This window comes from Streptomyces cirratus (genome assembly GCF_014650775.1).
Classification (GTDB): domain Bacteria; phylum Actinomycetota; class Actinomycetes; order Streptomycetales; family Streptomycetaceae; genus Streptomyces; species Streptomyces cirratus.
On record NZ_BMVP01000011.1, the window covers coordinates 71,344 to 97,468 of the forward strand.

The following is a 26,125-nucleotide window of genomic DNA, read 5'->3' on the forward strand; positions in this document are numbered from 1 at the left end:
GGTCGGGGGCGGCACGGCGACTGCACAGACGACGAGGAAGAAGGTGCGGGCCATGACAGTCCCGGCACAGCGTTACGCGGACCGGCCCGGGCAGGAGCTGGCCGATCCGGCCTTCTGGCAACTGCCCCCCGAGGACCGCCTGGCCGCCTTCGCACGGCTGCGGGCGCTGGACGCCCCGGTGTTCGTGACCGAGGGCCGGGGGCGCGGCCACTGGGCCCTCGTGCGGCACGCGGACGTGCAGGAGGCGAGCCGGCTTCCGAAGGTGTTCGCCAGCGCGCCCGGGGTCACCACCCCGGAACCGGCCCGCTGGGTGCGGGCGCTGTTCGGGGACTCCATGGTCAATCTGGACGGGCCGGACCACGCGCAGCTGCGGAAGATCGTGCAGCGCGCCTTCACACCCCGGCTGCTGGCCGCGGCCGAGGCGGACATCCACGCGGTGGCGGCCCGGATCGTGGACGACGTACTGGCGCACCGGCCCGACGAGTTCGTCTCGGCGGTGGCTTCCCGGCTGCCCCTGGAGGTGATCTGCAACATGATGGGCATCCCGGACCGGTACCGGCCGGAGATCGCCGACCGGGTCAACCACGCCTCCGAGAACATCGGGGTCGAGCGGGGCCTCGCGGCGCGGCTGCGGATGCCCGGGCGGGGTCTGCGGGCGCTGGCCCGGATGCAGCGGATGGTCGCGGGGATCGGGCGCGAGCGGCGCAGGAATCCGCAGGACGACCTGATTTCCGCGCTGGTCTGCGCCAACGTGGACGGCCAGGCGCTCGGGGCGCGACAGCTGGGCGCGTTCTTCTCGCTGCTGATGGTGGCGGGGGTGGAGACCACCCGCAACGCCATCACCCACGGGCTGAGCCTGCTCACCGATTTCCCCGGCCAGCGGGACCTGCTGCTCGGCGACTTCGAGACGTACGCCGACGGGGCGGTGGACGAGATGATCCGCCACTCGACGCCGATCATCCAGTTCCGCCGGACGGTGAACGCCGAACACCGGCTGGGCGGCCACCTGTTCCGGCCGGGCGACAAGGTGGTGCTGTACTACGCCTCCGCCAACCGTGACGAGGCGGTCTTCCCCGACCCGGACGCCTTCGACATCACCCGCTCGCCCAACCCGCACCTGGGGTTCGGGGGCGGCGGCCCGCACTTCTGCCTGGGCGCGCACCTGGCCCGGGTGGAGATGAAGGCGCTGTTCCGGGAACTGCTGACCCGGCCGGTGGGGCTGCGGGCGGTGGGCCGGCCCGATCTGGCGGGCTCCAGCTTCGACAACCGGGTCCGTTCGCTCCGGTTCGCCTTCGACCAGCCCTGACGAAGGACGGCCGGCTCCCGGGCGGCCGGCCCGGGGGTGCGGCCGGTGGGGGTGCCGGTCGGCTGGGGGGGGCGGCCGGCCCGGGGGTGCCGGTCGGCCGCCGGGTCGGCTGGGGGCCCGGCGGCCGGAGACGGGGCGCCGGGTTACTGGCGCAGGCTCTGCACCGTGATGACGCAGTGGGCGCTGCCGGTCAGCACCGCCTCGTCGCCCGCGAACGCCTGGAGCAGCTCCGGGCTCACGGGCCGGCCCGGGACGGCCTCGGGCCAGGCGGTGGTCGCGAAGAGGAAGTACGCCTGCCCGCTCTCGGTCGCCGCCGTCACCCACTCGTCGGGGGCGGTGCAGGTGGCGTTGAGGCCGGGCAGGGTGAGCGCGACCTGGTTGCCCGCCAGCACGATCTGCACCGCGAAGGTGGAGGGGTTGCGGGTGCCGTCCATGACCACGTCGCCGATGGGCAGCCCGATCTCCTCCAGCAGCCCGCGGGCGGCCGCCTCACCGGCCTCCTTGCCCTTCGGGCCGTCGCCGAGGGTGTAGGCGAGGAGGTACGGGATGTCGTGGCCTTCGGAAGGGTCGCCGATCCAGGCGAGCACCGAGAGGGTGCCGAGTTCGGACCGGTCGATTTCGGCTTGGGTTGAAGTCATGCGCCGCACCTTAGTGCTCTCTCCCGCGACCCTTTCACGGCCTTTCACCCGGGCGGGCTACGGCGCCGCTAGACCGCCCAGAATCCCCCGCCCGAATTCGCCTGGATGTTCGCGTCCTGGTACTGGAGCCGCACGACGCGCACCTTTTCGGGGATTTCGAACACCACCCACCCCTCGGCCCGTTCAGCGACCGCGAGGGAATCGAAGACGAGCGGTTTGCCCGTCGTCAGCTCACCGGTGGGCACCACCGCGTGCCGCCCGCCGGCACTGTCGTACGCCCACATGCGACCGAGCGCCCCGTACGAAGCGCCGCCCACGTTGACGAACGACATCGAGGCGGCCACCCAGCGCGTCCCGGCGGCCGGCGCGAAGTTCTTGTCGACGCTGACGGCCGGGTCCACGTACGCGTTGAGCACCACCTCCAGGTGACGGCCCACCTGGCGCCCCCGCACCCGTACGGACTCACCCACATGGGCGTCCTTCGCGGCGCCGGGCGCGGCCTGCGCGCCGGGCCCGGCCGGGTCCTCACCTGCGCCGGGCGCCCCGTCGTCCACCGGGACGGCGGGCGCCGCCACGGTCGACGCGTCCCCCGCGGGCGCGCTCTGGCAGGCGGTGGCACCGAGCAGCAGACAGGGGAGGAGGGCGGCGACGGCGAGGGCGGAAGCAAAGTGGCTGCGCATACGGGATCCCTTCGGGGATCTTCGGGGATGTATTCCGGCCAGTTTCACGCGCCCGGGCGGGGAATTGCACACACCGACACGAGCCCGCGAAGCACATCGGCGCCCGACTGCCAGCACAATGCGTTCCGGCGGAATTCCGTCACCCACATCCACCTGGAGGAATGATGGCCCTGACCGGCCCCCGAATGGCCCTGTCCGCGTTCTCCGCACTGGCCGCCGCAGCGGTATTCGCCACCCCCGCCACCGCCACTTCTTACACCAATACGATTTCCGTACAGCCGTACGTCCACATCACGCCGGACGGAACGATCACCCTTTCCGGGACGTATGTCTGCAACGACCCGTCACCCGCGGGGGCGGTCCAGCTGATGACCGTGGTCGTCCAGGACTCGGTCCGCCTCGGAAGCAACGCGGACGAGGAGCCCGTCTGTGACGGCGCGGTGCACGAGTGGGACAGCCACGCCAGGATCGCCTGGACTCCCGGCCTGCACGCCGGTGAGGCGGGCGTCGAGGCGCGGCTCCAGCGGGTCAACCGGGCCGGCGGCGGCATCATGCCGAAGTCGATCGACACCCTGGCGGAGGACGTCCACGGCGTCGAGGTGGTCGACCACCGGTGACCGGGACCGCGGGCCCGGGAGGCATAGCGCCGCCCCCGCCCGGTAGCCGCTGCCCCCCGCCCGGTAGCCGCCGCTACCGGGCGGGACGGCCGCCGCCGCGGCATCCGGGCGAACCTTCCCGGCCACAGCACCAGGCGGCGCGCTGGCGGGCGGCAGGCGGTGCGCGGCGGGTCGTCAGCGGCAGGCGCCAGGCTGCGGGCCGTCAGCGGCAGTGCGGTGCGACGCCGGTCATCGACATGAACGCGACCGTCTGGCAGCCCGGGTCCGCGTGCGGGCGGCCCGTCGTCCAGTCCACGACCGCCGGGACGCCGGCAAGCAGCAGGAGCAGGGCCAGGATCCCGCCGGCGGCCCGCCCGTTCAGGCGGCGCACGTCACGATCCCCGCGTCACACGTCGGTTCCATGGCCGCATCATCGCCCCACACCCCGAACCGCACAACCCGTGACATATCGGTCACGTTCCGGAGCGCGGCAGGCCCGTCGCCTCGAACTCGCACCAGACGGCCTTCCCCTCGCCCCGGGACTCCACCCCCCAGTGCGAGGCCAGCGCGTCCACCAGGAGCAGCCCCCGCCCGGTGGTCGCCGACTCCCCCGGGGTGCGCCGCCGTGGCCACACACTGGAGCGGTCCTTGACCCACAGCCGGATCCGCCGGACCGGCTCGGGCAGCACCTCCATCGTCAGCACCGCCCCGCCGTCCGTGTGGAGCAGGGCGTTGACCAGCAGTTCCCCCGCCGCCAGCTCCACGTCGTCGGCGAGCTCCGGCATGCCCCAGTCGCGCAGCGCCTGGCGAAGGGCGTAACGGGCCTCCGAGAGGCCCTCCGGGTCCGCCTGGTGGATGTACTGGTGGATCCGTGGCGCGCGCTGCGTGCCCGGGTCGGGGGCCCGGCGCAGCACCAGCAGCGCCACGTCGTCCCCGGAGCCCCAGCGCTCCCAGAGCCGGTCCGAGAGGTGGTCGGCGAGGGCCCCGGCGTCCTCGGGACCGCTGCGCACCGCGTGGGCGAGCGCCTCCATGCCCTGCGTGATGGCGGTCCCGGGTTCCTCCACCAGCCCGTCGGTGCACAGCACGAGCGTCTCGCCGGGCACCAGGTCCAGGCGGGTCTCGGGGAACTCCTCCTGCTCGAACACCGAAGCCAGCCCGAGCGGCAGGCCGCCGCGCACGTTGGGCCAGCCGGTCCGGCCGTCGGTGTGCCGGATCAGCGGCCCGAGGTGGCCCGCGCGGACCGCCCGTACGCCTCCCGTCTCCAGGTCCACCTGTGCGTACATGCAGGTCGCGAAGCGTTCGGTGTCGAGTTCGGCGAGGAAGCGGGAGGCCCTCGCGAGCACCGTGGACGGCGGGTGCCCCTCGCCCGCGTAGGCCCGCAGCGCGATCCGCAGCTGGCCCATGATGGCCGCCGCGTGCGTGTCGTGGCCCTGTACGTCGCCGACGACGATGCCGACCCGGTCGCGGGGCAGCGCGATCACGTCGTACCAGTCCCCGCCGACCTCGCGCCCGCTCCAGGCCGAGTGGTACCGCACGGCGATCTCCCCGCCGCTGATCCCGGGGATCCGGCGGGGCAGCATCGCGGCCTGGAGTCCGGTGGCGAACTCCCGCTCCTGGTCGAAGAGCAGGGCCCGCTGGAGCGACTGGGCCACGATGCCGGCCAGGCCCAGGCACAGGTTGCGCTCCTCGGGGCTGAATTCGCTGCGCCGCCGGTAGAACAGCACCAGCCCGCCGATCGCCTTGGCCTGCGCGATCAACGGGAGGTAGGCGGCCGCGTCGTACGGGATCCGTTCGAGGTAGTCGGCGAGCAGCGGGAACTCGGCCCCGAGTGCGGTGAGCGAGGTGACGAAACGCGCCTGCCCGGTGACCACGGCGTGGGAGAGCGGCAGCGAACCGTCCAGCCGGGTGAACTGCCGCTCGCTGAGGATCTCCAGGCTCTCCCCGCTCAGCGCGATGATCTTGATGGCGTCGTTCTCGACCAGCCCCAGCGCCAGTCCGTCCGCACCGAGCCGCTCCAGCGCGCCCGCGCCGGTCAGGCTGGCCGTCACGTCGTCGACGGTCACCGCCCGCGACAGGGCCTGCGTGGTGCGCTGCACGATGGTCGCCTGGTGGGCGCGGGCCGTCTCCAGTTTCCGCAGGGCGGTCAGCTGGGCGAGTTCGGCCGTCGCGTCCCGGACGATCCCGACGATCCGTACGGGCCTGCCGCCGGGGTCGCGCAGCACGCGGCCCTGCGTGTGCGTCCACTGGTCGCGGCCGTCGCGCCGGCGCACGGTGAAGTACGCGCCGTACGTGTCCTCCCCGCCGTCCAGGACGCCCTGCACGGTGTCCGCGAGGCGCGCGCTGTCATCGGCCGGGATCCGCAGCCCGAGTCCCTCCGGGGTGTCGTGGAACTCCTCCCGCTCCAGGTCGAAGACGGTCAGGCCGGCGTCGTCCAGCACCAGCACCCCGGTGTCCAGGTCCCAGTCGAAGCTGCCCATGCCGTTCAGGGCGAGCCGTTCCCCGGGGCCGGTCAGGGCCTCCCGTGATTCCGGACCGTCCGAGCCGGGTCCGTCGGATCGCTCCGCCGCTGCCAAGAGACTCACACCACCTAACGGCCGGGCCAGCACGGCTGGGAAATGAGCCGCTCCCACTCCTCGTCAGGATGCCCCGGAAGGGTCCGCCCGGCCTCTCGCCAGCGCGAGAGGAGGGCGAGGTAGATCGTGTACTGCTCGCCGGGACCGGGACCGGGACCGGGGCCGGGACCGGGGCCGGAACGGTAACCGGAGCCGCCTGGACCGGGAGCGGGTCCGGCGCCGTTCCCGGCCGGGGACTGTTCCCCGCGGCTCGCCGGAATGCGCACCCAGCCACGGCCGCCGCCCTGTGCTCGTTCGCCGCCCATCACGACCCCTTCTCAGCGCACCGACGCCGCTCACCGCAGATACGTCTTGGGATACCCCGCCGGCGCCCGGTCGACCCGGGTCCCGCCGGGGGAGCCCGGCAGCGGGCCCCGGCCGCCGAGACGGCCCAGCACTCCCTTCACCAGTCTCCCCGCCGTGAAGCCGGCGCCGTGCACGAATCGCATGGAGGGGCCGAACGAGGGAGCCGTCAGCAGCCCCGCGAAGAACAGGCCGGGCCACGAGGACTCGAAGCGCGGGCCCAGCTGCGGTGTACCGCCGTCGCCCACGGTCGCCAGCGCGGCCCGCAGCCCCGCGTCGAGCAGCCCCAGCCGGCGCAGCTGCGGGGTGAAGCCGGTCGCCGCGATGACGTGCGCCACGTCCAGGACGACGGACTCCCCGGCCGCCGTCGTCAGCCCGAGCCGGGTCCGCTCGCCGACCGCGACGGCCCGGTGCAGGTGGTGGCTGAGCAGTACGGGGACCCGCTGCTCGAAGCGGTCCCTCAGCCACCACGCCCCGGCCGGCCCGAGAGCGGTGGCGGCGATCCGCTCCCGGGTGGCGGCGGGCAGCCTCCGCACCGCCCAGGGCAGCTCCGACCACACCCAGCTGCGCCAGCCGGTGCCCAGGCCGCTGTGCGGGTCGCGCAGGGCGCGGGTCAGCGGCCGCTCCAGGGGCTGCGGGACGGTGTTCCAGTCCAGCCGCGGGCGCCGGGCCACCAGACACGGCCGGGCCCCCGCCTCGGCCAGCAGCGCGGCGGTCTCCAGGGCGGCCTGCCCGGCGCCGAGGACGGCGACCTCGCGGCCGGCGAAACGGGTGAGGTCGCGGTGGCCGCTGCTGTGCGAGTAGTGGCTCGGCGGCAGGTCCCGCAGCACCCGGGGGAAGTTCACGAACGGCATGACCCCGAGGGCGAGCGCGACCGTGCGGGTGAGCAACGGCGGTCCCTCCGCCGTCCTGACCACGAACCCGTCGCCGCGCGGGGCCACCTCGGTGACGGTGACCTCCTCCACCCCGGGACCGCCGGCGTGCCGGGCGAACCAGAGCCCGTACGCGCTGAACGTGCGGATCGGCAGCGGACTGCCGTGCTCGGCGGCCAGTCCGCGGGTGGCGCAGTAGTCGGCGAGGGTGTACCGCCCGTCGGGCGCGGACAGGTTCGAGGACCAGGGCTCCGACTTGAGGTACATGCCGGCGGGCATGTGGTCCCGCCAGGACGCCATGGGCCGTCCCAGGACCCGTACCCCGAGCCCGGCGGCCGCCGCGTGCGCGGCGATCGACAGCCCGTACGGTCCCGCGCCGACCACCACGAGATCGTCCATCCGCGTCATCACTGTCCTTCCAGTCCCATGGATGCCCGGCCGCGCCTTCGTGCGTGCGGTCCTCGCCCCGGCCGACGGACCCCCCGCACGGCCCGCCGGGCGGGACGGGGGGCCGTCGCTCTCACCGGATCACCGGATCACCGGGTCACCAGCTCGTCCGGTTCTGCCGGGGCCTCCGGCGGCGCGGCGCTGCGGGTGGCCGGGCCGCCCGAAGCGGCCGACGGCTGCTGACGGCCCCGCTGGCGGGGCGCGCGGACCACCGCACGGGCGGTGCGCCGGCCCCGCGCGGGAACCCCGCGCAGCACCCGCGCGCCCTTGTCGGCGCCCCGCCCGAGGAAGGCGGCCAGCATCGCCAGGAACGGCACGAGGTCGTCGGCTGCGAACCAGGCCGCCTCCACCCGCCCGCGGCGCGGCGCGTCCGGGACGGCGGCCGCCGCCGCATCCCGGCCCGCGCCCCGGGCGAACGGCAGGCGCCGTCCCCGTACGGCCGCCAGCAGCGCGTAGTTCTCCGCCAGGAACACCCGGCCGGGGCCGCCCGACGGCTGCGGTACCCGTTGCCCCGTCAGGTCCATGTACATCGCCTGGACCACGTCCAGCCCGCTCGCGTCCGTGAACAGCCGGAACTGCGCCCCGGGCCGCGGGTTGAAGTCCACCAGCCGGAAGCAGCCCCGTTCGTCCCGGCGGAAGTCGAGGTCCAAGATGCCCTGGTAGCCGAGCCGTTCGGCGAGCCGCAGCCCCGCCTCCTCCACCGCGGGGTCCGGCAGCCACCGCCCGACCGCCGTCAGCCCCGTCCGCACCGGCCAGGACAGCTCCTTGCGGCCCGAGCCGACCAGCAGCGGGCGGCCGTCCCGGGCGAAGGCCCCGTGGAAGAACCAGTCCGTGTCCGTACCGGCCGGCAGGAACCGCTGGAGCAGCAGCCGGCTCCCCGCCTCCGCCGAGCGCTCGTACAGCCGCCGCGCCTCGGCGGCGCCGTGCAGCAACGTGGTGCTCCGCAGCCCGGCGCCCCCCGGCAGCAGCCACGGCCGGCTCCACTTCGCCACTACCGGCAGCCCGAGCCGCCACACGGCCTCCGCGGCCTCGGCCCCGCTCGCCGGGATCACCGTCTCGGGGTGCGGGACGTCCCAGCGCGCGCACAGCCGGGACAGCTCCGCCTTGTCGGCCACCCGGGCGGGCAGCCCGTCGGGCTGATGGGGGATCCGGTAACGCCCGGTCAGCATCGGCGCGATCCGCGCCACCGCGATGGCGCTCAGGTCGTCCATCGCGACCAGCACCGCCGGCCGCCCGATCCGTTCGGACACCCCGACGAGGCACTCCAGCAACGCCTCCGGCGCCTCCGGATCCAGGCCGCCCTCGGGCCCCGGGTGCGCGGCGCGCAAATACCGCGAACGTCCCATGGGACCTCCCCCGGCCTCGACGACGGCATGGACCTCCACGCCCTTGCGGCCAAGGGATCTGACGGCGCCAAGGGTTCCGTGGTGGAACGGATTGCGATCGAGTCTGAGCAGAACAGCGGGCACATGGTTGGCGAACGCGTGCATGGCAGCGGTGTCTTTCACCTAGTCGGACCAAGCGGGAATGGTACGCACCTGCGAATGGCCTACTGATGGGTCATCGGACAGGCCATTCGTCGGATGTGATGTCTAACGTCGTTGGTGACCACACCGGTTCAGGAAGCTCGGGAGATGCCATGCGCAGACCACACCGCCGACTGGCGAGCACCTGCGTCGGTACGGTCACGGCCGGACTCCTCGCGTCCGGCGCCGCTCTGGCGGCGCCGGAGCCGCAACCGCCCGCCGGCTCCGGTCCCGGCTCCGACATCGCCATGGGCGCCTACCTCGACTACGGGCCGCCCGGCGTCGCCCGGATCCCGTACCTGTCGCGCTGGCTGGGCGGCAAGGAGATCCGGGTCGGGCACACCTATCTGCCCGGCGACCGGTGGGCCGGGATCGAGGGCTCCGTCGACTTCCTGGAGGACTGGGCCGAGTGGCGCCAGGCCCGGGACGACCGGATGTTCGTGCTCAACGTGCCCATGCAGGCGCGCAACGAGGACCGGGTGCCGGACTGGCAGGTGGCCCGGCTGATCGGGGCCGGCGCGCGGGGCGAGTACGACGTGCACTTCCGCCGGCTCGCCGAGCGGCTGGTGGACCTGGGCGTCCCGGACACCGTCATCGTGCTCGGGTGGGAGATGAACGGGGCCACGTACACCCACCGCTGCGGTCCCGATCCGGAGAAGTGGAAGGCGTACTGGAAGCGCGTGGTCAACACCATGCGCTCCGTGCCCGGACAGAAGTTCAAGTTCGATTTCGCCCCGAACCGCGGTTCGGACGCGATCGGCTGGACCCGCTGCTACCCCGGTGACGACGTGGTCGACATCATCGGAATGGATTCGTACGACCAGGCCCCCGGCCGGACGTTCGACGAGCAGATCAGCCAGCCGTACGGGCTCCAGCAGCACGTCGACTTCGCGAAAGCACACGGCAAGCCGATCTCGTACCCGGAGTGGGGGCTGTTCCGGCGCGGGGACAACCCCGAGTACGTGCGGCGCATGCTCAAGTGGATCGAGCAGCACAAGCCGCTCTACCACACCATCACCGACTACTGCCCGCACGGCGTGTGGCAGTGCAAGGCGAACCCGCGGTCGGCCATGGCCTTCCGCACCGCGCTGACCCCGCACAGGCCGGACCCGGTCACCCCGACGCCCGTGGTCCCGACCCCACCGGTCGTCCCCACGCCGCCCGTCGCCCCCACGCCGCCCGTCGCCCCCACGCCGCCCGTCGCCCCGACGCCGCCGGTCGTGCCCACGCCGCCCGTCGCCCCGACGCCGCCGGTCGTGCCCAGCCCCACCGTCCCGGCGCCCGTCGCGTCCGAGCCAGTGGCGCCGAGCCCACAGGTGCCGTCGCCGACCCCCACTCCCACGCCCACACCGACTCCGGCACCCACTCCGACGCCCACCCCCGAGGCGCCGGTGTCCGAGGCCCCGGTCCCGGTCCCGGTCCCGGTCCCGAGCACACCGGATCCGGTCCCCGCGAGCCCTTCGGTCCCGCCGGTCGTCCCGGCCGTCCCCGACCCCGTCCCCGACCCGGTCCCCGTCCCGTCGGCCACACCCGCGCCCACGCCCGCACCGTCGGTCGTACCGAGTCCGCCGGTGCCCGTCGCGCCCAACGTTCCCGTGGTGCCGCCCAAGCCGAAGCCGTCCGGCACGAACACCACCCAGTGGTGCGTGCCGATCAACTTCGGCGAGTGGCTGTCCAAGCTCGTCGGCAACCAGGCCGTCTGCATCAAGATCGACTGGAGCAAGGGCTCGCTCTGGCCGTTCTAGCGGTCGCGGGTGCGTACCTCCCGTCATCGCACCCGCAGTTCGTTCAGCCGGGCCCGCCAGTCCCTGGCGGCCGGCAGGGCCTCGCGCAACGCCCCCACCGCCCGCTCGCGCCCGGTCAGCTGCGACTCGTGCAGACGCAGCAGGGGCGCGAGCGCGTTCGTGGACAGCAAGAGCCGCTGGTTGACGACCGTCTCGGGCCGCCAGTGGTTCTTGTACGGCTCGTTGCCGCGCAGGAAACTCACCACCGGACGGCCCTCGGCGAGCGCGCGGCCGGTCTCGTAGCGCAGCAGCAGGGTGGCGATGTCCACCTTCCGGTCGCGCAGGTCCGGATCGGCCCCGTACAGGTAGCCGCCGCTCAGCGCCGCGGACAGCAGCGTGACGTTGGCGGCCACCACCTTCCCGTCCAGCCGGAACTCCGTCAGCCGGCCCTCGCCCGCCCGGACCATCCGCCGGGTCGCCCGCGTGAGGTGCTCGGCGAAGCGCGGCTTGAGGTGCTCGGGGGTGACCCCGCGCCCGCGCCACTGCTTCTCGTGCAGGCGCAGCAGTGTCCGTACCGCCCCCGGCACCTCGTGCTCGGTGACCTCGTGCTCCTCGATCCCGGCGGCGTCGGTCTTGCGCAGCTTGGCCCGCACCCGCTGGGCACCGGACGCGGGCATGCGCTTGACGAGCTCGTCGAACGGGAGCGTCGGCAACTCCATGCAGGTCGAGTCGGCCAGCTTGGCGCGGGCCCCGGGCCAGGCCTCGAAGACGGCTTCGGCCGAGGCGCCCGGCCTGACCTCGCGCAGGTCCACGACCGCGCCGCGGGCGGCCCGGTGCAGGCCCTGGGCCAGCGCAGGGACGACCTGGTCGGCGTGGCCGGGATCCACGAGCACGTCGAAGTAGTCGGTGATCCCGCCGCCGAGCGGCACCAGCAGCGGCAACGGCCGGTGTACGAGGGTCAGCGCGGCCGCCCCGACCAGTTCCTCGCCGCGCCGTACGAGGAGCAGCCGCAGCCTTCCCTCACGGCCGTACGAGAGCCACCAGGAGTGCAGCCAGGCGTGGCTCTGGAAGGGGGTGGCGGTGGGGCAGGCGCGCAGGAGCCGGTTCCATTCCTCCGCCAGCGCGGCGAACTGCCGGGGGTCGCGGCACAGCGTCACCGACAGGGCCCCGGTGCAGCCCGCAGTCATCGCACGGGCTCCTTCTCCTTGGCCGGGGCGGGCTCGCCCTGTGCGGGCAGCGAGGCGTACTCCTCCACGACGCTCCCGTCCCCGACCGCCTCGACGGCGGACGTCCCGCGCCGCCGCCGCGTGGGTCCGGCCAACAGCCACAGCCCGCCGAGCAGACCGCCGGCGCACATGCCGACGGCGCCGCTGACGGGTGCGGAGGGGGAGGCGGGGTCGGCCGGTGCGACGGCCTGGTTGAACAGGATCAGCTGCACGCCGGTGTTCTTGGCGGCCTGGTTGCTGCTCAGGGAGAGGGCGTCGGCGACGGCGTTGGCGATGTCGGCGGCCTCCGACGGGCTCTTGGAGGTACCGGTGATGGCGATCATCGGGGAGTCGGGCGAGGTCTCCGCGCGCACCTGCGTCCGCAACTGCCGGGCGCCGATGCCCGCGCGGGGCTGGGCGTAGGCGAGGGTGGAGCTGCTGGTGGCGATGCGGGCGTAGGCCTGGGCGAAGCCGAGTGCGGTGGCGGGCTCGGTGGTTTCGTTGGGTACGGCCACGACGTAACTGGTGGCGGCGTACTCGGGCGCCTTGAGCACCCCGTACGCCCCGCCGGCGACCAGCCCCAGCAGCGCGGCGGCGGGCAACGGCCACCACGCGGGCGGGCGCGGGACCCGGATCCGGCGTCGGTGGTCGGACTTCTTCTTCTGGTCGGCGGTGTCGGCCATGTGCGTGCTCGCTTCCTGAGTGGAGGGGACTTCCTTCGGTCCCCGTACGGGGACCCTTGCGGGAGGACTACTCACCCGACGTGACCGCCGGCGAACGAGGCGGACCCGGCGCCGCGGGCATGTGGAGCGCGGGCTCCGAGGCGGGCGAACCCGGCGCCGCGGGCGTGCGGGGCGCGGGCTCCGGGGCGGGCGAACCGGGCTCCGCGGGGTCACCCCCGGGGGCAGCCGGGAGGGCGCGGGGCGCGGGCTCCGGGGCGGTGCCCCGGCCGTCCCGCCCGGCGGGCCGGGGCAGCTCCGGGCCGGGGGCCGGGCCGGGGCTCCGGCCGGGCAGAACCGTGTCGTAGACCGCGAGGAGCCGCTCCGCGCTCCGCGCGATGTCGTACCGCCGCACCACCGGAGGTTGCGGCAGGCGCCGCGCCCCCACCTCCATGTGCCCCCGCAGCGCCGCGACCAGCTCCTGCGTGCCCGTCCCGATCCGCCGCGCCCCCGGCGCCTGCGCCTGCGGCAGGTCGTCGATCGCCGGGCAGGTGACGTGCAGCACCGGCAGCCCCGCCGCCAGCGCCTCGACCACCGCCAGCCCGAACGCCTCCTCCCGCGAGGGCGACACGAACACGTCCATCGCGGCCAGCAGCGCGGCGACCCCCGGTGTCCCCCCGTCCGCGCCGTCCCCCAGCGGGTCCCGCTCCCCCAGCAGGTGGATCCGGCCCTGCGCCCCCAGCTCTCCGGCCAGCCGCCGCAGCGCGGACCGCTCCGGGCCGTCCCCGGCCAGCAGCAGGTGCGCCCCCGGCAGTGCCGCCACGGCCCGCACCAGTACGTCGAACCGCTTCCCCGGCACCAGCCGCCCGACCCCGCCCACCACGAACGCCCGTTCCGAAAGCCCGGTCCTGGCCCGCGCGGAGCGCCGTACGCCCTCGTCGAAGCGGAAGCGGGCGGCTTCGATCCCGTTCGGTACGACGTGCACCCGCCCGGGCGGCACCCCCCACGCCTCCAGCCGGGCCGCCACCGTCTCCGAGACGGCCACCGTCGCCGAGCCGAGCCGTTCACCGGCCAGGTACAGGGCCCGTACCCCGCCCGACAGCGGCCGGCCCTCGATCTCGGCCGCGCCCAGGGAGTGTTCCGTGGCCACGACCGCCCGGACCCCCGCGAGCCGGGCCGCGAGCCGCCCGTACAGGCAGGCCCGGTACAGGTGCGTGTGCACCAGGTCGTACCGGCCGCGCCGGATGAACCGCACCAGCCTCGGCAGCGCGACCAGGTCCCGGTTGCCCTTCATGGCGAGGTGTACGACCCGGACCCCGTCGGCCCGCAGCCCCTCGGCCACCGGCCCCGGGTTGGTCAGCGTCAGCACGTCGCACCGCATGGGCATGTGCCGCAGCAGCAGCCGCAGCTGCTGCTCGGCGCCGCCCACGCCGAGCCCCGTGATGATGTGCAGTGCCTTCACCACCGCACCCCGCGCACCAGCTGTCGGCCCTGGTGGCGCAGCTGCTTGACGCGCAGCCGGGCCCCGCCGTCGGTCTGGCTGACGTGCGTGCGCGGCATGGCGTGCCGTCCCGCGAGCCGGCCGGGGTCGATGGCGCACGCGTACCCGTACCCGGCGGCCTCGGTCGCCTCCACGACCCGGGGGTCGAGGTGCCCGTACGGGTAGCAGAACCCCTCCGGCAGGGTCCCGGTCAGCTCGCGGATCAGCTCGCGGCTGCCGCGCAGCTCCTGCTGGAGCACGTCGTCGGGCGCGGCGGTGAGGTCCTGGTGCAGCAGTCCGTGCGAGCCGATCTCCTGGCCCGACGCGGCGACCTCCCGGATGCCTTCGGCGGTGAGCAGCGGCTTGCGCGGTCCGAGTGGGTCCCACACGTTGTCGACGCCGAGCCGCCCGGGCAGTACGAACAGGGTGGAGGTGCAGTCGTGGCGGCGCAGCAGCGGGAGCGCCCGGGTCAGGAAGTCGGTGTAGCCGTCGTCGAAGGTGAGACCGACGAGCCCGGCGTCCCGCCCGGCGTCCCGGGCCCGCAGCAGTTCGCCGACGGAGACCCCGCGCAGGCCCCGGGAGCGCAGCCACAGCAGCTGGGCCTCCAGCGCGCCCGGGGTGACGGTGATGCCGTACGGGTCCTCGGCAGGGTCGGTGAACTCGGTGACCGAGTGGTACATCAGGACCCACGGGGAAGCGGTCCGGCGGGGTGGTACCACCGTGGCGGCGGGCGCCGTGTCGGTGTCAGCGGGCATGACGGAACCTCTGGGTGAGCTGGGAGGTGAGCTGGCTGATCTGTTCGGGCAGGGCGGTGATCTCCAGGGCCCGCATGGCCATCCCGGTGGCCCCGAACATGGCCGGGACGAGCAGGCAGCCGAGCGCGGCGCTGAGCAGCGGGTCGGGGATCATCGGTCCGGCGATCCAGCCGGTGGCGCAGGCCGCGAAGGCGGCGACGGCGAGCCGGCCGATGCTGACGGCGACCCGGCGGACCTGGATCGGGACGATCCGCGAGCCGAGTCCGGTGAGGAGGAGGGCGGCGGCGGTGGTGATGCCGGCGGCGTTGGCGGCGGCGATCCCGTACGTGCCCCACCAGCCGACGGCGAAGGCGCCGGCCACGATGTTGACGAGGAGCCCGGCGCCCATCGCGAGGGCGGGGAACCAGGTGGGCCGGTCGGTCGAGAAGAAGGGCCTGCTCAGCGCCCCGACGAGGCAATGGCCCAGCAGCCCGAGGCCGTAGACGCGCATGACGGACGCGGTGGCCTGGGTGTCGTGGTGGGTGAACGCACCGCGTTCGAAGAGGATCTGGATGATCTGGGGCGCGTACCCGATGACGAGGGCGGTGCCCAGCAGGACGGCGAGCGAGGCGAGCGCCAGGTCCTGTTCCACGCGTCGGCGCGCCTTCTCGCGCTCGCCGCCGGCCATGGCCTGGGCGACGACGGGGAAGGTGACGGTGCAGATCATCAGGGAGAGCACCATCGGCATCTGCGCGACCTTCTGCGCGTAGTTGAGGTGCGAGATGGCGCCGGGTGGCAGGGAAGCGGCGAGGAAGCGTTCGACGAGCACCTGCGACTGGCGGAACACTGCGAAGAAGATGACCGGGGCGATCAGCCCGAAGGCCATCAGCGTCGGCCGGTCCCGGTCGCGTTCTCTGCGGTGGGCCGCCTTCACGCGGCTCGGACCGAAGCCCACGTTCCGGATGAACGCCGGGAGTTGGACGAGGACCATGAGCGCCCCGCCGACGGCGACTCCGGCGGCCGCCGCGCGCACCCCCCACAGGGCGTGCAGGGCGACCATCGTGCCGATGATGCCGACGTTGTACGAGACGTAGATCGCGGCGGGGGGCAGGAACGAGCGGTGTGCACGCAGCGCGGCGCTGAAATACCCGGCGACACCGAAGGTGAGGACGGTGAGCGCGGTCATCCGGGTGCACTGGACGGCGAGTTCGGGGTCGGGCAGTCCGGGCGCGAGCACGCCCACGACGAGCGGCGCGGCGACGATCAGTACGGAGGCGACGGCGGCCAGGAACACCGCGAGGCGGGGCAGGGTGGCGCCGACGAGCAGCCGTACGGGGTCCTGGCTCCGGGCCTCCTTGCGGGTGCGCCCGGCCCGGCTGGCGGCCCGGCGGGCCAGGGCGTGGCTGAACGCGGGCACCATCAGCAGCGCCATGGCGTCCTCGATGAGCAGCGTGGAGGCCATCTCGGGGACGGTCCAGGCGATGAGGAAGGCATCGCTGTCGTGACCGGCGCCGAAGAGGTGCGCGATGGTCTGGTCCCGTACGAGGCCGAACACCGCTCCGGCCGCGGTGAGTCCGGCGGTGACGGCGGCGGCCTTGGCCAGGAACCGGCCGAGGGGGGCCGGCCCGCTCCCGCCCCGCCGCCCGTCCTGCCCGCCGTCCCCGGCCGCGCCCCGCCGCGCTTCCCGCCCACCGGACGCGTCGGCCCCGTCGGCCGCCCCTGCGCCGGGGGCCGCCGCACCGGTCCCGTCCGTGCCGGGCGCCGCCGTGTCCGGCGCGGGTGGCGCCGCCGGCCCCGGGCGGGCGGCGCGGGGCAGGCGGATGCGCTCCCCGGGCGGATCGGCGGGGGACGCGGCGGACGGGGGCTCCGGGTCCGGCGGACGGCCCGCGGCCGCGGCGAGGTCGGTCGCCGCGGCCGCGGGCCGCCACGGCGTCGTGTCGGTCACCGGCCGGCCGGCCCCTCGGGGACGGGCCGGGCCGGGAGCACGGCGGCGACACCCCCGGGTCCGGCGGGCAGGGCCCACCACGCCGCCAGCCCGATGATCACTCCGGTCAGCACGGTCGACGGCCCCCCGATGTCGGCGTAGAGGAAGTCGGTCAGCTGCCACACGAGCAGCCCGACCGCGATCAGCCCGCAGTCGCGCAGGCCGCGTTCACCGCCGGCCGCGTACCGGCGCAGGCCCGCGACCAGCAGCGCGGCCCAGCCGCCCGCCAGCGCGGTCAGCCCGATCAGCCCCTGCTCGCTCAGCACCAGCAGGTACATGTTGTGCGGGGACAGCAGCGGCTGCTTGACGAAGGCCTGGCCGGCGCCCGCGGTGTCGCTGCCCGAGGACAGCGCCAGCGAGGAGTGGCCGTCCCGGTTGGCGGGGAAACCCTTGAGGCCCACCCCGGCGGCCGGCCGCTCCCGCCACATCGACTCGGCGGCGGCCCACATCGTGTACCGGTCGGTGACCGACTGGTCGGGGGCGTCGGAGACCTGGGTGATCGAGGTCAGCCGCTCCGCGACCATCTCGGAGCCGACCCCGAACCCGCCCACCAGCACCACGCCCACCGCCGCCAGGGCCACGACCACCTTGAGCGCCCGCCGGATCCCGGCGAGCACCATCACCAGCACCGCCGAGCCGGCCGTCGCGATCCACGCGCCCCGGCTGAACGAGAGCACCAGCGGCACCGTCAGCGCCGCCGCGCAGCCGCCCGCGATCCGCCGTACCCGGCCGGGCAGCCCCGGCGCGAGGGCGGCGGCGGTTGCCACGACCAGCCCGTAGGCGACGACCGTGGCCATGCCCATGACGTCGCCCGGGCCGAAGGTGCCCACCGCCCGGATGTCCGCGCCCTGGTACGAGGCGCCGGTGTGGGTGACGAACTGGACGACGCCCAGCGCCCCCTGCACCAGCGCCAGGACCACGAAGCACCCCGCGGCCAGCCGGAACTCCCCTGCGTCCCGCACCAGCAGCACGATCGCCGCCGGCACCAGCACGAAGACCTGGAGGTAGCGCACGAACCCCGGCAGGGCCGCGTACGGGTCCCCCGCCGTCACCGTCGCCACCGCGAGCCCCACGGCGGGAGCCCCGAGGACGAGCGCGCCCAGCGGGCTCAGCGCCCGTACCCGGCCCTGGAGGGCCCGCAGCGCGCAGACGGCCACGAGCAGCAGCGACGCGGCGTCGGCCGGACCGACCTTGCCGGAGGTGCTCGCGTCCCCCGCGGGCAGCGGGGCGAGCAGCAGCAGGACGGTCGCGGCCAGCGGCAGCAGCGGCCAGTGCCGGCGCAGCAGCGGCCCGGCGTACGGGCGGCCCCGGGGGCGGGAGTTCGATACGGCGAGGGTCATGCTCAGCTGCCTCCCAGCCGGAAACGGAAGAAGGAGGCCGCGGTCCGGGCCAGGATCCACAGGTCCTGCCACAGCGACCAGGTGTCGATGTAGTGGTTGTCGAAGCGGGCCCGGTCCTCGATGGAGGTGTCCCCCCGCAGGCCGTTGATCTGCGCGAGCCCGGTGATTCCGACCGGCATCCGGTGGCGGGCCTCGTAGCCGGGGTGGACGGTGCTGAACTTCGCGACGAAGAAGGGCCTTTCGGGGCGCGGCCCGACCAGGCTCATGTCTCCCCGTACGACGTTCCACAGCTGCGGCAGCTCGTCCAGCGACGACTTGCGCAGGAACGAGCCGATCGGACTCATCCGACGGTCCCCGGCGACGGTCCACCGAGTGGCGGACTCGTGCGCGTCGGCGCTCAGGGTGCGGAACTTGAGCAAGGTGAAGGGCCGCCCGTACAGGCCGACGCGCTCCTGCCGGAAGATCACCCCCGGCCCGTCGGAGAGCCGTACGGCCAGGGCGCAGGCGGCCATCACAGGTGCGGCGGCCAGCAGCGCGACCGCGGCGAGCGAGGAGTCGATGATCCGCTTCGCGTGCCGTTCCAGCGACCGCGTGGGCCGCGGCAGCATCGGCTGTACGGCGTAACCCCACAACTGGTCGGCCGGCTCCGCCACCCGCATGCCGGTGACCTTGGCGGTCCCGGCCGGGTCGGCCAGCCAGAGCCGGCAGCCGTGGTCGTGGAAGAGCCGGACCAGCGAGGCGGTGCGCTCGTCGGCCTCGGGCGGCCGGGTGAACACGGCGTGCCGGACGGAGTTCTGGATGACGGCGCGCCGCACGTCCTCGTGGGTGGACAGCACCGGCAGCGGGCCGCTCTCCACGTCGGGCGCGGAGCCGGTGTCGGCGATCCCGACCGGCCGCAGCCCGTACTCGCGCCGCCCGTGCAGCGCGGCGGCGACGGCGCCCGCACCCGCCCCGCGCCCGACGACCAGCGCGGAGCAGGGTCTGCGCACGGCCGCCCGGCGGCGGAGCTGGTTGACCAACCCACGGCCCGCGCAGGCCAGGAGGGTCTGCACGCACAGGGCGCCGAGCAGCACCTCCCACCCGAGCGCCTGCCCCGGCCGGACCGCGGCCAGCACCGCGGCGGCGCCGCACCACAGCACGGCGGCCCGCCCGGCCAGCGCGGGCAGCTCGCGCAGCGCGGAGGGCGCGAGCCGGGGCCGGTACAGCCCGGCCTGCGCGTGCAGTGCGGTGACCAGTACGGCGAGGGGTGCCGCGAGTTCGGCGGTGAGTTCCAGACCGGGTACGGCCAGTGTGGTGAGTACGGCGGCCAGCGCGTCGGCGGTCAGCAGCGGGAGGTTCCCGTCGCCGCGCCGGGCCCGCTGCGGCCGGACGGCGGGCCGGGCCTGCTCGGCCTTGGGCCGGCGCGGGGGGTGGATGGCGGTCACGGCACGGCGGACGGCGGTGGTACCGCCGGCGGGCCCCGTGCCGCTCTGCCCGGTGTGCCGGGCGGGTGCGCTGTCCATCGTCATCGGCTGATGCGCTCCATGTTCGAGGGCTTGGGGGTCCCCCCGGCGGAGCCGGGGGGCCGGCCCCGGCGGGCCGAGGGGGCGGGCCTGCCCAGCAGTTCGTGGTACAGGCCGGTGACCGCGTCCGTGGTCCGCCGCACGTCGAACTCGGTCCGGGCGTGTTGCCGGGCCTGCTCCCCCAGTTCGGTGAGCAGCCGCGGTTCGGCGAGCAGCCGTCCCAGGGCTTTGGCCAGCGCCGTCGGGTCCTCCGGAGGCACCAGGCACAGCCGTCCCTGGCCGGGCGGCAGGCTTTCCCGGGCACCGCTGACGTCGGAGACCAGGACCGGGCGGCCGCAGGCCATGGCTTCGAGCGGGGCGAGCGCCATTCCTTCCCACCGCGACGGCAGTACAACGATGTCGGCGGCCCGAAGCCACGGTCGGATGTCGGCGGCGGCTCCGGCGAAGTGCACGCCGGGCGGCGCGGAGTGCCGCAGTGCCTCGCCGTCGGGGCCGTCGCCGACCAGCGCCAGGCGGGCGTCCGGGACCGTTCCCAGCACCTCGGGCCAGGCGCGGAGCAGGATGTCCTGCCCCTTCTGGGTGCACAGGCGTCCGACGCAGACGGCCAGCGGCCCCCCGTCCCGGAAGGCGTCGGGCAGCGGCAGTGCCGCGCGCGCCCCGGCCCGGTCCTCGCCCCGGTCGTCGCGGCCCGGGCGGAAGTGGGACAGGTCCACGCCGTTGCGGATCACCGACCAGCGGGCGGTGACGCCCTCCGCCTCGCCGGCCCGGCGCTCCGATTCGCTGACGCAGAGCACCCGGTCGGCCCAGCGCGCCCCGAACCGTTCCCAGCGCAGCGCGAGCGCGGCGGTGGCCCCGCCGACGGCGTCGAAGGACCAGGCGTGGGGCTGGAAGACGGTGGGCACGGAGCCCCGTACAGCGAGCCGTCCGGCGAGGCCGGCCTTGGCGCTGTGGGCGTGCAGGAGGTCGGGGCGGACGCGGCGGACCAGCCGCAGCGCGCCGAGGACTTCGGCGGGCAGGGCGGGTCCGGGGGAGCGTCCCGCGTGCCAGCTGTGGACGTCGGCCCCGGCCTCGCCGGCCGCCTCGCCGAGCTGTCCGCCGTCGGGGCAGCCGACGACGACGCGCAGCCCGGCGGCGGACTGGGCCCGCACGAGGTCGGTGACGACCCGGGCGACCCCGCCGTCGACGGGCTGGACCAGGTGGAGGACGGTGAACGATCCGGCGTTCGGGTGGTGCGAGGAGTGCGGGGGCTGTGCTGTCGGACGATGTGTCGGCACGTGGAGTGGTCTCCTGCGTTCAGCGGCGTGCGTCTGTCTGAACGAAGAGCACACCGAGGAATTGGCCCTGGCTTTCACCCGTGAACTTGAAGCTCAGACTGCGGGCGCCACCGGACAGGGCGGGGCTCAGATCGAACACGTCCGCGTCGTATCCGAGATTGTTCATATATTCAGGCTGTCGCACGAACGCCTGCCCGAATTCCGAGATGGTGGAATTCATGACGTCATTGAAAGGATTTTCCGAATCACTGACGCTCACCCGACGGCCGCTGTCCGCGGTGACCGTGAGCGAGTCCCCCAGGACCCCCCGGTCGCCGTCGTACGCGACCACCCCCAGCCGGCCCGAGGAACCCGCCGGGGCGTTCAGCCCGGCCAGCTCCACCGTCTCCCCGGCCGCCTCGCCGGCTCCGGCCGCCAGGCCCTCGAAACCGTCCCACAGCGAGACCCGGCGCAGCGGCTCCTGCGGCTGCTCGTACGCGGCGACGAGCGTCCAGCCGCCCCAGGCGCCCGCTTCCGAGCGGCCCATGGCGATGTTCAGCTGGGCGACCGTCCACATCCCCGTCCCGCCCTTGCGGACGAGCGGGGTGACGTCGGCCGATGCCTGGTAGGCGTCGCTCGCGGCGTCCGTGCGGTGCCCGACCACGGTGTCCGCCAGCACCTCCTTGTACGCACCGCCGGGCTCGGCGACCAGCACCCGGCCGCTGTCCTCCGGCGGCTTCTGCTCGCCCACGCGCAGGTTCCCGCCCCAGTACAGGCGGGCGTACGCGACCTTCGCGCCCTGGGGGACCTTGAGCTCGGCGCGGGTCGAGTTGTAGGTGTCGGGGTCCTTGTCGACCTCCGTGTAGAACATGTCGTAGTCACCGTTGACCCCCGCCGCGCCGCGCTTCACCTCCGCGCACGGCTCGGACTGCGGCGCCTCCTCCTTGCGGCAGGTGATCGAGGAGTTGGACGCCCGGACCAGTCCGCCGTGCAGCACGGCCTGGTAGCGCTGCGTGAAGGGGACGCGGGGCAGCTCCGCGACCGCCGGGGTCGCCGTCGTGGCGGCGGAGGTGGCGGAGGTGGCGGCACCGGCCGCGGGGACGTTGGCCGAAAGCACGAGGCAGGACAGAAGACCGAGAGCGCCGAGGATTCTTCGGGGGGAACCCATGACCCTGCCTCCTATTTTCGATCAAGGGGACAAAACAGGAGTGAACTTTGTCAGAAATCAGGGCTGAAATCACGCGGGACTCGCTCGTACGGCCTTTTGGGCGATAACACGCACCCTCGCAGTGGGCGGGTCGTTATGCGGGTGCACCATTGTTCGAACGGAAAGGGAAAAGCGGAGATGGAGGACGGCGCGACGGCGAACACGCTCGCCGCGGGCGGCCGCACCACCGCCGCCACCGCCGCCGGCGTCATCGCCGCTCCCGACCCCGCACCCCGGCCCGCGTTCGGCACCACCCGGGTCAACGCCTGACGTCAACCGCGCCGTCCGAAACTTCGGCATCCGGGTGAAGACACGCAACCCGAGCCGGGACCACGCCGTTGATCCTGGTGCTCCAAGTAACGGGCAATCCTGCAAAAAAGGGACGACAATGATCAAGAAGTTTGTGGCCGGCGCAGCGGTTGCCGCCTCCGTCGTGGGTCTTGGTGCCGCCATGGCGCCCCAGGCGATGGCCATCGGCAACGACAACGGCATCAACACCGTCAACGGCAACGGCGCCTCGCAGATCTACGGCAACCAGGCCACCTACGGCAACATGAGCCCGCAGATGGCCCTGATCCAGGGCTCGTTCAACAAGCCCTGCATCGCCCTGCCGGCCAAGGCCAACGTGCAGTCGATCCTCGCCCTGGTCAACGTCGGCGTCCAGGACGTCCCGATCCTGTCCAACCCGCAGAACCAGCAGTGCACCGAGAACTCCACCCAGGCCAAGGGCGACGAGCCGCTCTCGCACATCCTGGACAACATCCCGATCCTCTCGGGCAACGTCTCCGCCGGCAGCTGATCGCACCCCGCGCCGGGGGCGGGGCCGTCGCACCTTCGGGTCGCGGCGGCCCCGCCGCGTATGGCCCCTTTCCACGGACCCGGCGCAGGCGTCCCGTTGAATCCGCAGACGAATTCGGAAGCGCGGGCACGCGGGCATCGGGGTGAAATTACCCACCGCCCCCGGAAATAGCCGGTTTCTTTTCCCGAAGCCACTCGTTGTTAATTTTGCAGTGGATACGCCTCTGCAGGAAGGATCGAAATCAAATGACGTACAAGAAGGCAGTGGTGCTGGCCGCCGGCGTTCTGATGGCCGCCGGTGCCGCCTCCCCCGCCCTGGCCGACGCGGGTGCCGAGGGCGCTGCCGTCGGGTCCCCCGGTGTCCTCTCGGGCAACCTCGTCCAGGTCCCGGTGCACGTCCCGGTGAACGTCTGCGGCAACACCGTCAACGTGATCGCGCTGCTGAACCCCGCGTTCGGCAACGTCTGCGTCAACGACTGACGAAGCGCCCGCCCGCAAGGGCACACCTCCTCGCCAGTGGCCTCGGAGTGCACGGCGGTGCACTCCGAGGCCATTTCGATTTCAGCACCGGCGAGAGCGCCGGTAGACAGGGAAGGACCCATGCGACAGGTACTGAGCCGACAGGTACTGGGCAAGGGGGTGCTCACTGCGGCGGCCGCTTCGAGCCTGCTGTCGATCGCGACCGGCGCGGCCTACGCATACCCGGGGGCGTTGGCCGAAGCCGCGCACTCGCCGGGTGTGGCGTCGGGCAACGCCGTCTCCGTACCGATCACCTTCGCCCCGAACGTCTGCGGCAACAGCGTGGACGGGGGCGCGGCGCTCAACCCGGCGTTCGGCAACACCTGCGCCACCACCACCGGTTCCGACACCGACTTCGACTACGAGCGCTACCTGAGCCCGGAGCACGCCGAGGCCTTCGAGCGCTACCTCGACGAGCGGCAGGGACGCCACGCGCTCCCCCGCCAGCGCCACGAGGAGGAGGCGGCCCCCGACCACGACGCCCCCCGCCACGCGGCCCCGCCCCGCGGCTCGATGCGCCCGGAAACCCCGGCACACGCGGCCCCGCAGCCCCGGCCCGCGCAGCACGGAGCCCCGGCACACGCGGCCCCGCAGCACGGAGCCCCGGCACACACGGCCCCGCACCAGGCCCCGCGCCAAGCGGCCCCGCACGAGGTCCCCCGCACCGAACTCCCGCGGCCGGCGGAGTCGCACCGGGACGGATACGGCGATTCCGGGCCCCGTGGAGGTCACGGCGAGGAGGAGTGCGACGACCACCCCCGGGCCGCGCACCCCGCACCGCCCGCGCCCGTCCCGCCACAGGCCGAGGAGGAAGCGCCCCACACCCTCCCGGCCCCGGTCGAGGAGGAGGCCCCGCACACCCTCCCCGCCCCGGTGGACGAGGCTCCGGGCGGCCCGCCGCACGGCAGCCAGGTCGTGGAGCACCCGGCCCCGGCGCCCGCGCCCGAGGCGGCACCTCCCGCCGACCAGCCGCCGGCCGCCCCCGCCGGGGACGTTCCCGTCCACGTGCTCCCCGCCCCGGCGCCCGCTCCGGCTCCCGCACCCGCACCCGCACCGGCCCGCCCCCAGGTCCGGGCGCCCGAGCTGGCCGCCACCGGAGCCGGCCAGCCCGGAGCCGCGGCGGCGCTCGCCGCCGCCCTGGTCCTCGGCGGAGCCATTCTCTACCGGCGGTCCCGGGCAGCCTGACCGGCAATACCGGTAATCAGAAGAAATATCGGCCGGAGAATCCCTTGTTCGGATTCTCCGGCCGTCGCCTTGTTCGCTCGCGCGTTTCCGTATCCCCCCGGAATCGTTAGCCAGGTCGAAAGCGGCGCGACGGTCGCCGCTGGAAAAGGATTTCGAAAAAATGAAGTTCACGAAGGTTGCCGCAGTCGTCGCCGGCTCGGTCGCCGCGCTCGCCGCCACCGCTCCTGCCTTCGCGGCGCAGACGCCGGCGGCCGCGCCCCCCATGAGCCTGACGGGCGGGGTGACGGAGACCTTGAACGCGGTCAACCCCGTCTCCGAGGCCCTCCCCCAGACCGCGGGCAACGCCCTGGCCGAGCAGGGCGACACCGTGGGCAAGGTGGTCGGAACCGTGCAGAGCGTCAACAAGGTCCGCAACGACGCGCCCGGTGAGGTGCTGAAGCTCGCGGACGGGGCCACCCAGGCCACCCCGATGCTCGGCGGCGTCCACCTCAACGGCGGGGCCAACTGAGACGAGCGGACCCGCCGGGTCCTGACATGACTGTGGGCGCCACCGGCAAGGCCGGGGCGCCCACAGTCGGATGTGCCGACGTCAGTCGTTGACGCAGACGTTGCCGAACGCCGGGTTCAGCAGACCGATGACGTTGACGGAGTTACCGCAGACGTTGACCGGAATGTGGACCGGGACCTGGACCAGGTTGCCCGAGAGGACACCGGGGGACCCCGCGGCCACACCCTCGGCACCCGCGTCGGCGGAGGCGGCGCCCGCGGCGCCGGCCACAGCGAGACCAGCGGAGGCCAGGGCCACGGCGGCCTTCTTGGCAGCAGAGTTCATGGGAAGTGCACCTTCTCTTCGACGTCCTGCCCCGATCTTTGGGGCTCACATCGAGCGAAACGGTTCAGGTTCCCGAACGACACGGGTACGGGCGAGATCAGACCTGTTCAGCTCAATAGTCGTAACCTTGTGCCCCGTTCCCGTCCGTACTCCGCCGCCCCGGCGACGGCCTGTCGCGCCCTCAGGGAAGGTCGGGCACGTCCGGGATCTCGGGGACCAGGTCGGCGGGGGGCTTGAGCGGAGTCGCCGCCGGCGGCACCGCCGGGGTGGCGGGCAGCGCCGGGACGGAGACGGACGGGGCCTTCTTCACGGCGTCGACCGGCAGCTGCGGGAGCGCCGGCAGCGCGGGGATCTCCGGCAGCTTCGGCAGCTCGATCGGCGGCAGGGTCACCCCGGCCGGCAGCAGACCGGTCAGGGACTTGAGCAGGTCCTGCAGCGTCTTGAGCAGACCGGCGAGGAGATCGTCGATCGGCCCGGCCGCCGCCTTGGCCGCCTCCACTTCCTTCACCTGCTGCTGAACGGCCGCCACCCGTCGCGTGAGCGAGGCGGCACTGTCGCCGCCCGCGGCGCACGCAGGGGCTGCCGCGCCGGCAAGTATCACGGCAGCGAGGGCCGACGGGACAAGAACGCGGGTGCGGAACGACTTCGTGCGCATGGGTTTCCTTACGGTGGTCTCACGGAAGTGGACCCCAACGATCCACTTCCTTACCCACCGTGCGAACA

The 26,125-nt window shown here is 74.1% G+C and carries 24 protein-coding genes and 1 pseudogene; 8 read left to right on the top strand and 17 right to left on the bottom strand.

The window, feature by feature from the left end; all coding sequences use genetic code 11:
* Window positions 1-52 precede the first annotated feature (52 nt).
* The gene (locus IE207_RS23875; RefSeq protein ID WP_190186335.1) at window positions 53-1,306 is read left to right on the top strand and encodes a cytochrome P450; all 1,254 of its coding nucleotides are present in this window, start codon (window positions 53-55) and stop codon (window positions 1,304-1,306) included.
* Between the two features lie 143 nt (window positions 1,307-1,449).
* Here the strand turns inward: IE207_RS23875 and IE207_RS23880 are convergent, their stop codons facing one another.
* Window positions 1,450-1,944 carry a DUF5949 family protein gene (locus IE207_RS23880; RefSeq protein WP_190186336.1) on the bottom strand — a complete coding sequence of 165 codons (495 nt, stop codon included), beginning with the start codon at window positions 1,942-1,944 and terminating at the stop codon, window positions 1,450-1,452.
* Between the two features lie 68 nt (window positions 1,945-2,012).
* A complete protein-coding gene (locus tag IE207_RS23885; protein WP_190186337.1) occupies window positions 2,013-2,624 on the bottom strand; it encodes a DUF4352 domain-containing protein in 612 nt (203 codons plus the stop codon).
* Between the two features lie 161 nt (window positions 2,625-2,785).
* On the opposite strand from IE207_RS23885, the gene IE207_RS23890 reads away from it, so the two are divergent.
* Window positions 2,786-3,241, top strand: a complete 456-nt coding sequence (locus IE207_RS23890) for a DUF6299 family protein (protein ID WP_190186338.1) — start codon at window positions 2,786-2,788, stop codon at window positions 3,239-3,241.
* A 202-nt stretch (window positions 3,242-3,443) separates the two neighbouring features.
* Here the strand turns inward: IE207_RS23890 and IE207_RS23895 are convergent, their stop codons facing one another.
* From IE207_RS23895 to IE207_RS23910, 4 genes are all read right to left on the bottom strand, one after another.
* Window positions 3,444-3,611, bottom strand: coding sequence for a hypothetical protein (locus IE207_RS23895; RefSeq protein WP_190186339.1), 168 nt, complete (start codon window positions 3,609-3,611; stop codon window positions 3,444-3,446).
* Window positions 3,612-3,693: 82 nt separating this feature from the next.
* Window positions 3,694-5,793, bottom strand: coding sequence for a SpoIIE family protein phosphatase (locus IE207_RS23900; RefSeq protein WP_373304762.1), 2,100 nt, complete (start codon window positions 5,791-5,793; stop codon window positions 3,694-3,696).
* A 335-nt stretch (window positions 5,794-6,128) separates the two neighbouring features.
* A complete protein-coding gene (locus IE207_RS23905) occupies window positions 6,129-7,406 on the bottom strand; it encodes an NAD(P)-binding domain-containing protein (protein WP_190186341.1) in 1,278 nt (425 codons plus the stop codon).
* 137 nt (window positions 7,407-7,543) lie between these two features.
* A complete protein-coding gene (locus IE207_RS23910; RefSeq protein ID WP_190186457.1) occupies window positions 7,544-8,944 on the bottom strand; it encodes a carboxylate--amine ligase in 1,401 nt (466 codons plus the stop codon).
* A gap of 149 nt (window positions 8,945-9,093) precedes the next feature.
* On the opposite strand from IE207_RS23910, the gene IE207_RS33400 reads away from it, so the two are divergent.
* Window positions 9,094-10,725, top strand: coding sequence for a glycoside hydrolase family 26 protein (locus IE207_RS33400; RefSeq protein WP_190186342.1), 1,632 nt, complete (start codon window positions 9,094-9,096; stop codon window positions 10,723-10,725).
* A 23-nt stretch (window positions 10,726-10,748) separates the two neighbouring features.
* On the opposite strand, the gene IE207_RS23920 is transcribed toward IE207_RS33400, so the two are convergent.
* The 9 genes and pseudogenes from IE207_RS23920 to IE207_RS23960 form a co-directional block, all read right to left on the bottom strand.
* Window positions 10,749-11,891 carry a GNAT family N-acetyltransferase gene (locus tag IE207_RS23920; protein WP_190186343.1) on the bottom strand — a complete coding sequence of 381 codons (1,143 nt, stop codon included), beginning with the start codon at window positions 11,889-11,891 and terminating at the stop codon, window positions 10,749-10,751.
* A complete protein-coding gene (locus IE207_RS23925; protein ID WP_190186344.1) occupies window positions 11,888-12,592 on the bottom strand; it encodes a YveK family protein in 705 nt (234 codons plus the stop codon). Before IE207_RS23925 ends, IE207_RS23920 begins: the two co-directional genes overlap by 4 nt.
* A 319-nt stretch (window positions 12,593-12,911) precedes the next feature.
* A pseudogene (locus tag IE207_RS23930) lies at window positions 12,912-14,030 on the bottom strand (glycosyltransferase); the annotation flags it as partial.
* Window positions 14,027-14,803, bottom strand: coding sequence for a polysaccharide deacetylase family protein (locus IE207_RS23935; protein WP_190186346.1), 777 nt, complete (start codon window positions 14,801-14,803; stop codon window positions 14,027-14,029). The pseudogene IE207_RS23930 and the gene IE207_RS23935, both read right to left, overlap by 4 nt.
* The gene (gene murJ / locus IE207_RS23940) at window positions 14,793-16,727 is read right to left on the bottom strand and encodes a murein biosynthesis integral membrane protein MurJ (RefSeq protein ID WP_229873928.1); all 1,935 of its coding nucleotides are present in this window, start codon (window positions 16,725-16,727) and stop codon (window positions 14,793-14,795) included. Before murJ ends, IE207_RS23935 begins: the two co-directional genes overlap by 11 nt.
* Complete coding sequence (locus tag IE207_RS23945) at window positions 16,724-18,106, bottom strand: O-antigen ligase family protein (RefSeq protein ID WP_190186347.1); 1,383 nt, start codon at window positions 18,104-18,106, stop codon at window positions 16,724-16,726. Before IE207_RS23945 ends, murJ begins: the two co-directional genes overlap by 4 nt.
* Before the next feature lie 2 nt (window positions 18,107-18,108).
* Complete coding sequence (locus IE207_RS23950) at window positions 18,109-19,614, bottom strand: exopolysaccharide biosynthesis polyprenyl glycosylphosphotransferase (protein ID WP_373304760.1); 1,506 nt, start codon at window positions 19,612-19,614, stop codon at window positions 18,109-18,111.
* The gene (locus tag IE207_RS23955; RefSeq protein ID WP_190186459.1) at window positions 19,611-20,804 is read right to left on the bottom strand and encodes a glycosyltransferase; all 1,194 of its coding nucleotides are present in this window, start codon (window positions 20,802-20,804) and stop codon (window positions 19,611-19,613) included. The genes IE207_RS23950 and IE207_RS23955 overlap by 4 nt, the downstream gene beginning before the upstream one ends.
* A gap of 97 nt (window positions 20,805-20,901) precedes the next feature.
* Window positions 20,902-22,029 (bottom strand): DUF3344 domain-containing protein, encoded by a 1,128-nt coding sequence (locus IE207_RS23960; protein ID WP_229873929.1) that lies wholly within the window; start codon window positions 22,027-22,029, stop codon window positions 20,902-20,904.
* A 177-nt stretch (window positions 22,030-22,206) separates the two neighbouring features.
* Between IE207_RS23960 and IE207_RS33835 the strand changes: the two genes are divergently transcribed.
* The 5 genes from IE207_RS33835 to IE207_RS23980 all read left to right on the top strand — a co-directional run bounded on the left by IE207_RS33835 (window position 22,207) and on the right by IE207_RS23980 (window position 25,078).
* Window positions 22,207-22,338, top strand: a complete 132-nt coding sequence (locus IE207_RS33835) for a hypothetical protein (protein ID WP_268250202.1) — start codon at window positions 22,207-22,209, stop codon at window positions 22,336-22,338.
* Between the two features lie 118 nt (window positions 22,339-22,456).
* Window positions 22,457-22,867 carry a rodlin gene (locus IE207_RS23965; RefSeq protein WP_190186348.1) on the top strand — a complete coding sequence of 137 codons (411 nt, stop codon included), beginning with the start codon at window positions 22,457-22,459 and terminating at the stop codon, window positions 22,865-22,867.
* Between the two features lie 245 nt (window positions 22,868-23,112).
* Entirely contained in the window at window positions 23,113-23,346 is a 234-nt protein-coding gene (locus tag IE207_RS23970) for a chaplin (protein WP_190186349.1), read from the top strand.
* Between the two features lie 120 nt (window positions 23,347-23,466).
* Window positions 23,467-24,570 carry a chaplin family protein gene (locus IE207_RS23975; RefSeq protein ID WP_190186350.1) on the top strand — a complete coding sequence of 368 codons (1,104 nt, stop codon included), beginning with the start codon at window positions 23,467-23,469 and terminating at the stop codon, window positions 24,568-24,570.
* Between the two features lie 160 nt (window positions 24,571-24,730).
* Window positions 24,731-25,078: a hypothetical protein gene (locus IE207_RS23980; RefSeq protein WP_190186351.1), complete on the top strand. Its 348-nt coding sequence runs from the start codon at window positions 24,731-24,733 to the stop codon at window positions 25,076-25,078.
* An 81-nt stretch (window positions 25,079-25,159) separates the two neighbouring features.
* Here IE207_RS23980 and IE207_RS23985 read toward each other — a convergent pair whose 3' ends face one another.
* Together IE207_RS23985 and IE207_RS23990 are read right to left on the bottom strand one after the other, a co-directional pair.
* Complete coding sequence (locus IE207_RS23985) at window positions 25,160-25,402, bottom strand: chaplin (protein WP_190186352.1); 243 nt, start codon at window positions 25,400-25,402, stop codon at window positions 25,160-25,162.
* 181 nt (window positions 25,403-25,583) lie between these two features.
* Window positions 25,584-26,057 (bottom strand): hypothetical protein, encoded by a 474-nt coding sequence (locus IE207_RS23990; RefSeq protein WP_190186353.1) that lies wholly within the window; start codon window positions 26,055-26,057, stop codon window positions 25,584-25,586.
* Window positions 26,058-26,125: the final 68 nt, after the last annotated feature.

Coding starts and splice junctions, on each gene's coding strand:
- IE207_RS23920 (WP_190186343.1), bottom strand. CDS start 11,891: ATGACTGCGGGCTGCACCGGGGCCCTGTCGGTGACGCTGTGCCGCGAC.
- IE207_RS33400 (WP_190186342.1), top strand. CDS start 9,094: ATGCGCAGACCACACCGCCGACTGGCGAGCACCTGCGTCGGTACGGTC.
- IE207_RS23925 (WP_190186344.1), bottom strand. CDS start 12,592: ATGGCCGACACCGCCGACCAGAAGAAGAAGTCCGACCACCGACGCCGG.
- IE207_RS23950 (WP_373304760.1), bottom strand. CDS start 19,614: ATGACGATGGACAGCGCACCCGCCCGGCACACCGGGCAGAGCGGCACG.
- IE207_RS23960 (WP_229873929.1), bottom strand. CDS start 22,029: ATGGGTTCCCCCCGAAGAATCCTCGGCGCTCTCGGTCTTCTGTCCTGC.
- IE207_RS23875 (WP_190186335.1), top strand. CDS start 53: ATGACAGTCCCGGCACAGCGTTACGCGGACCGGCCCGGGCAGGAGCTG.
- IE207_RS23890 (WP_190186338.1), top strand. CDS start 2,786: ATGATGGCCCTGACCGGCCCCCGAATGGCCCTGTCCGCGTTCTCCGCA.
- IE207_RS23935 (WP_190186346.1), bottom strand. CDS start 14,803: ATGCCCGCTGACACCGACACGGCGCCCGCCGCCACGGTGGTACCACCC.
- IE207_RS23970 (WP_190186349.1), top strand. CDS start 23,113: ATGACGTACAAGAAGGCAGTGGTGCTGGCCGCCGGCGTTCTGATGGCC.
- IE207_RS23905 (WP_190186341.1), bottom strand. CDS start 7,406: ATGGACGATCTCGTGGTGGTCGGCGCGGGACCGTACGGGCTGTCGATC.
- IE207_RS23980 (WP_190186351.1), top strand. CDS start 24,731: ATGAAGTTCACGAAGGTTGCCGCAGTCGTCGCCGGCTCGGTCGCCGCG.
- IE207_RS23945 (WP_190186347.1), bottom strand. CDS start 18,106: ATGACCCTCGCCGTATCGAACTCCCGCCCCCGGGGCCGCCCGTACGCC.
- IE207_RS23985 (WP_190186352.1), bottom strand. CDS start 25,402: ATGAACTCTGCTGCCAAGAAGGCCGCCGTGGCCCTGGCCTCCGCTGGT.
- IE207_RS23880 (WP_190186336.1), bottom strand. CDS start 1,944: ATGACTTCAACCCAAGCCGAAATCGACCGGTCCGAACTCGGCACCCTC.
- IE207_RS33835 (WP_268250202.1), top strand. CDS start 22,207: ATGGAGGACGGCGCGACGGCGAACACGCTCGCCGCGGGCGGCCGCACC.
- IE207_RS23885 (WP_190186337.1), bottom strand. CDS start 2,624: ATGCGCAGCCACTTTGCTTCCGCCCTCGCCGTCGCCGCCCTCCTCCCC.
- IE207_RS23910 (WP_190186457.1), bottom strand. CDS start 8,944: ATGCACGCGTTCGCCAACCATGTGCCCGCTGTTCTGCTCAGACTCGAT.
- IE207_RS23965 (WP_190186348.1), top strand. CDS start 22,457: ATGATCAAGAAGTTTGTGGCCGGCGCAGCGGTTGCCGCCTCCGTCGTG.
- IE207_RS23990 (WP_190186353.1), bottom strand. CDS start 26,057: ATGCGCACGAAGTCGTTCCGCACCCGCGTTCTTGTCCCGTCGGCCCTC.
- IE207_RS23975 (WP_190186350.1), top strand. CDS start 23,467: ATGCGACAGGTACTGAGCCGACAGGTACTGGGCAAGGGGGTGCTCACT.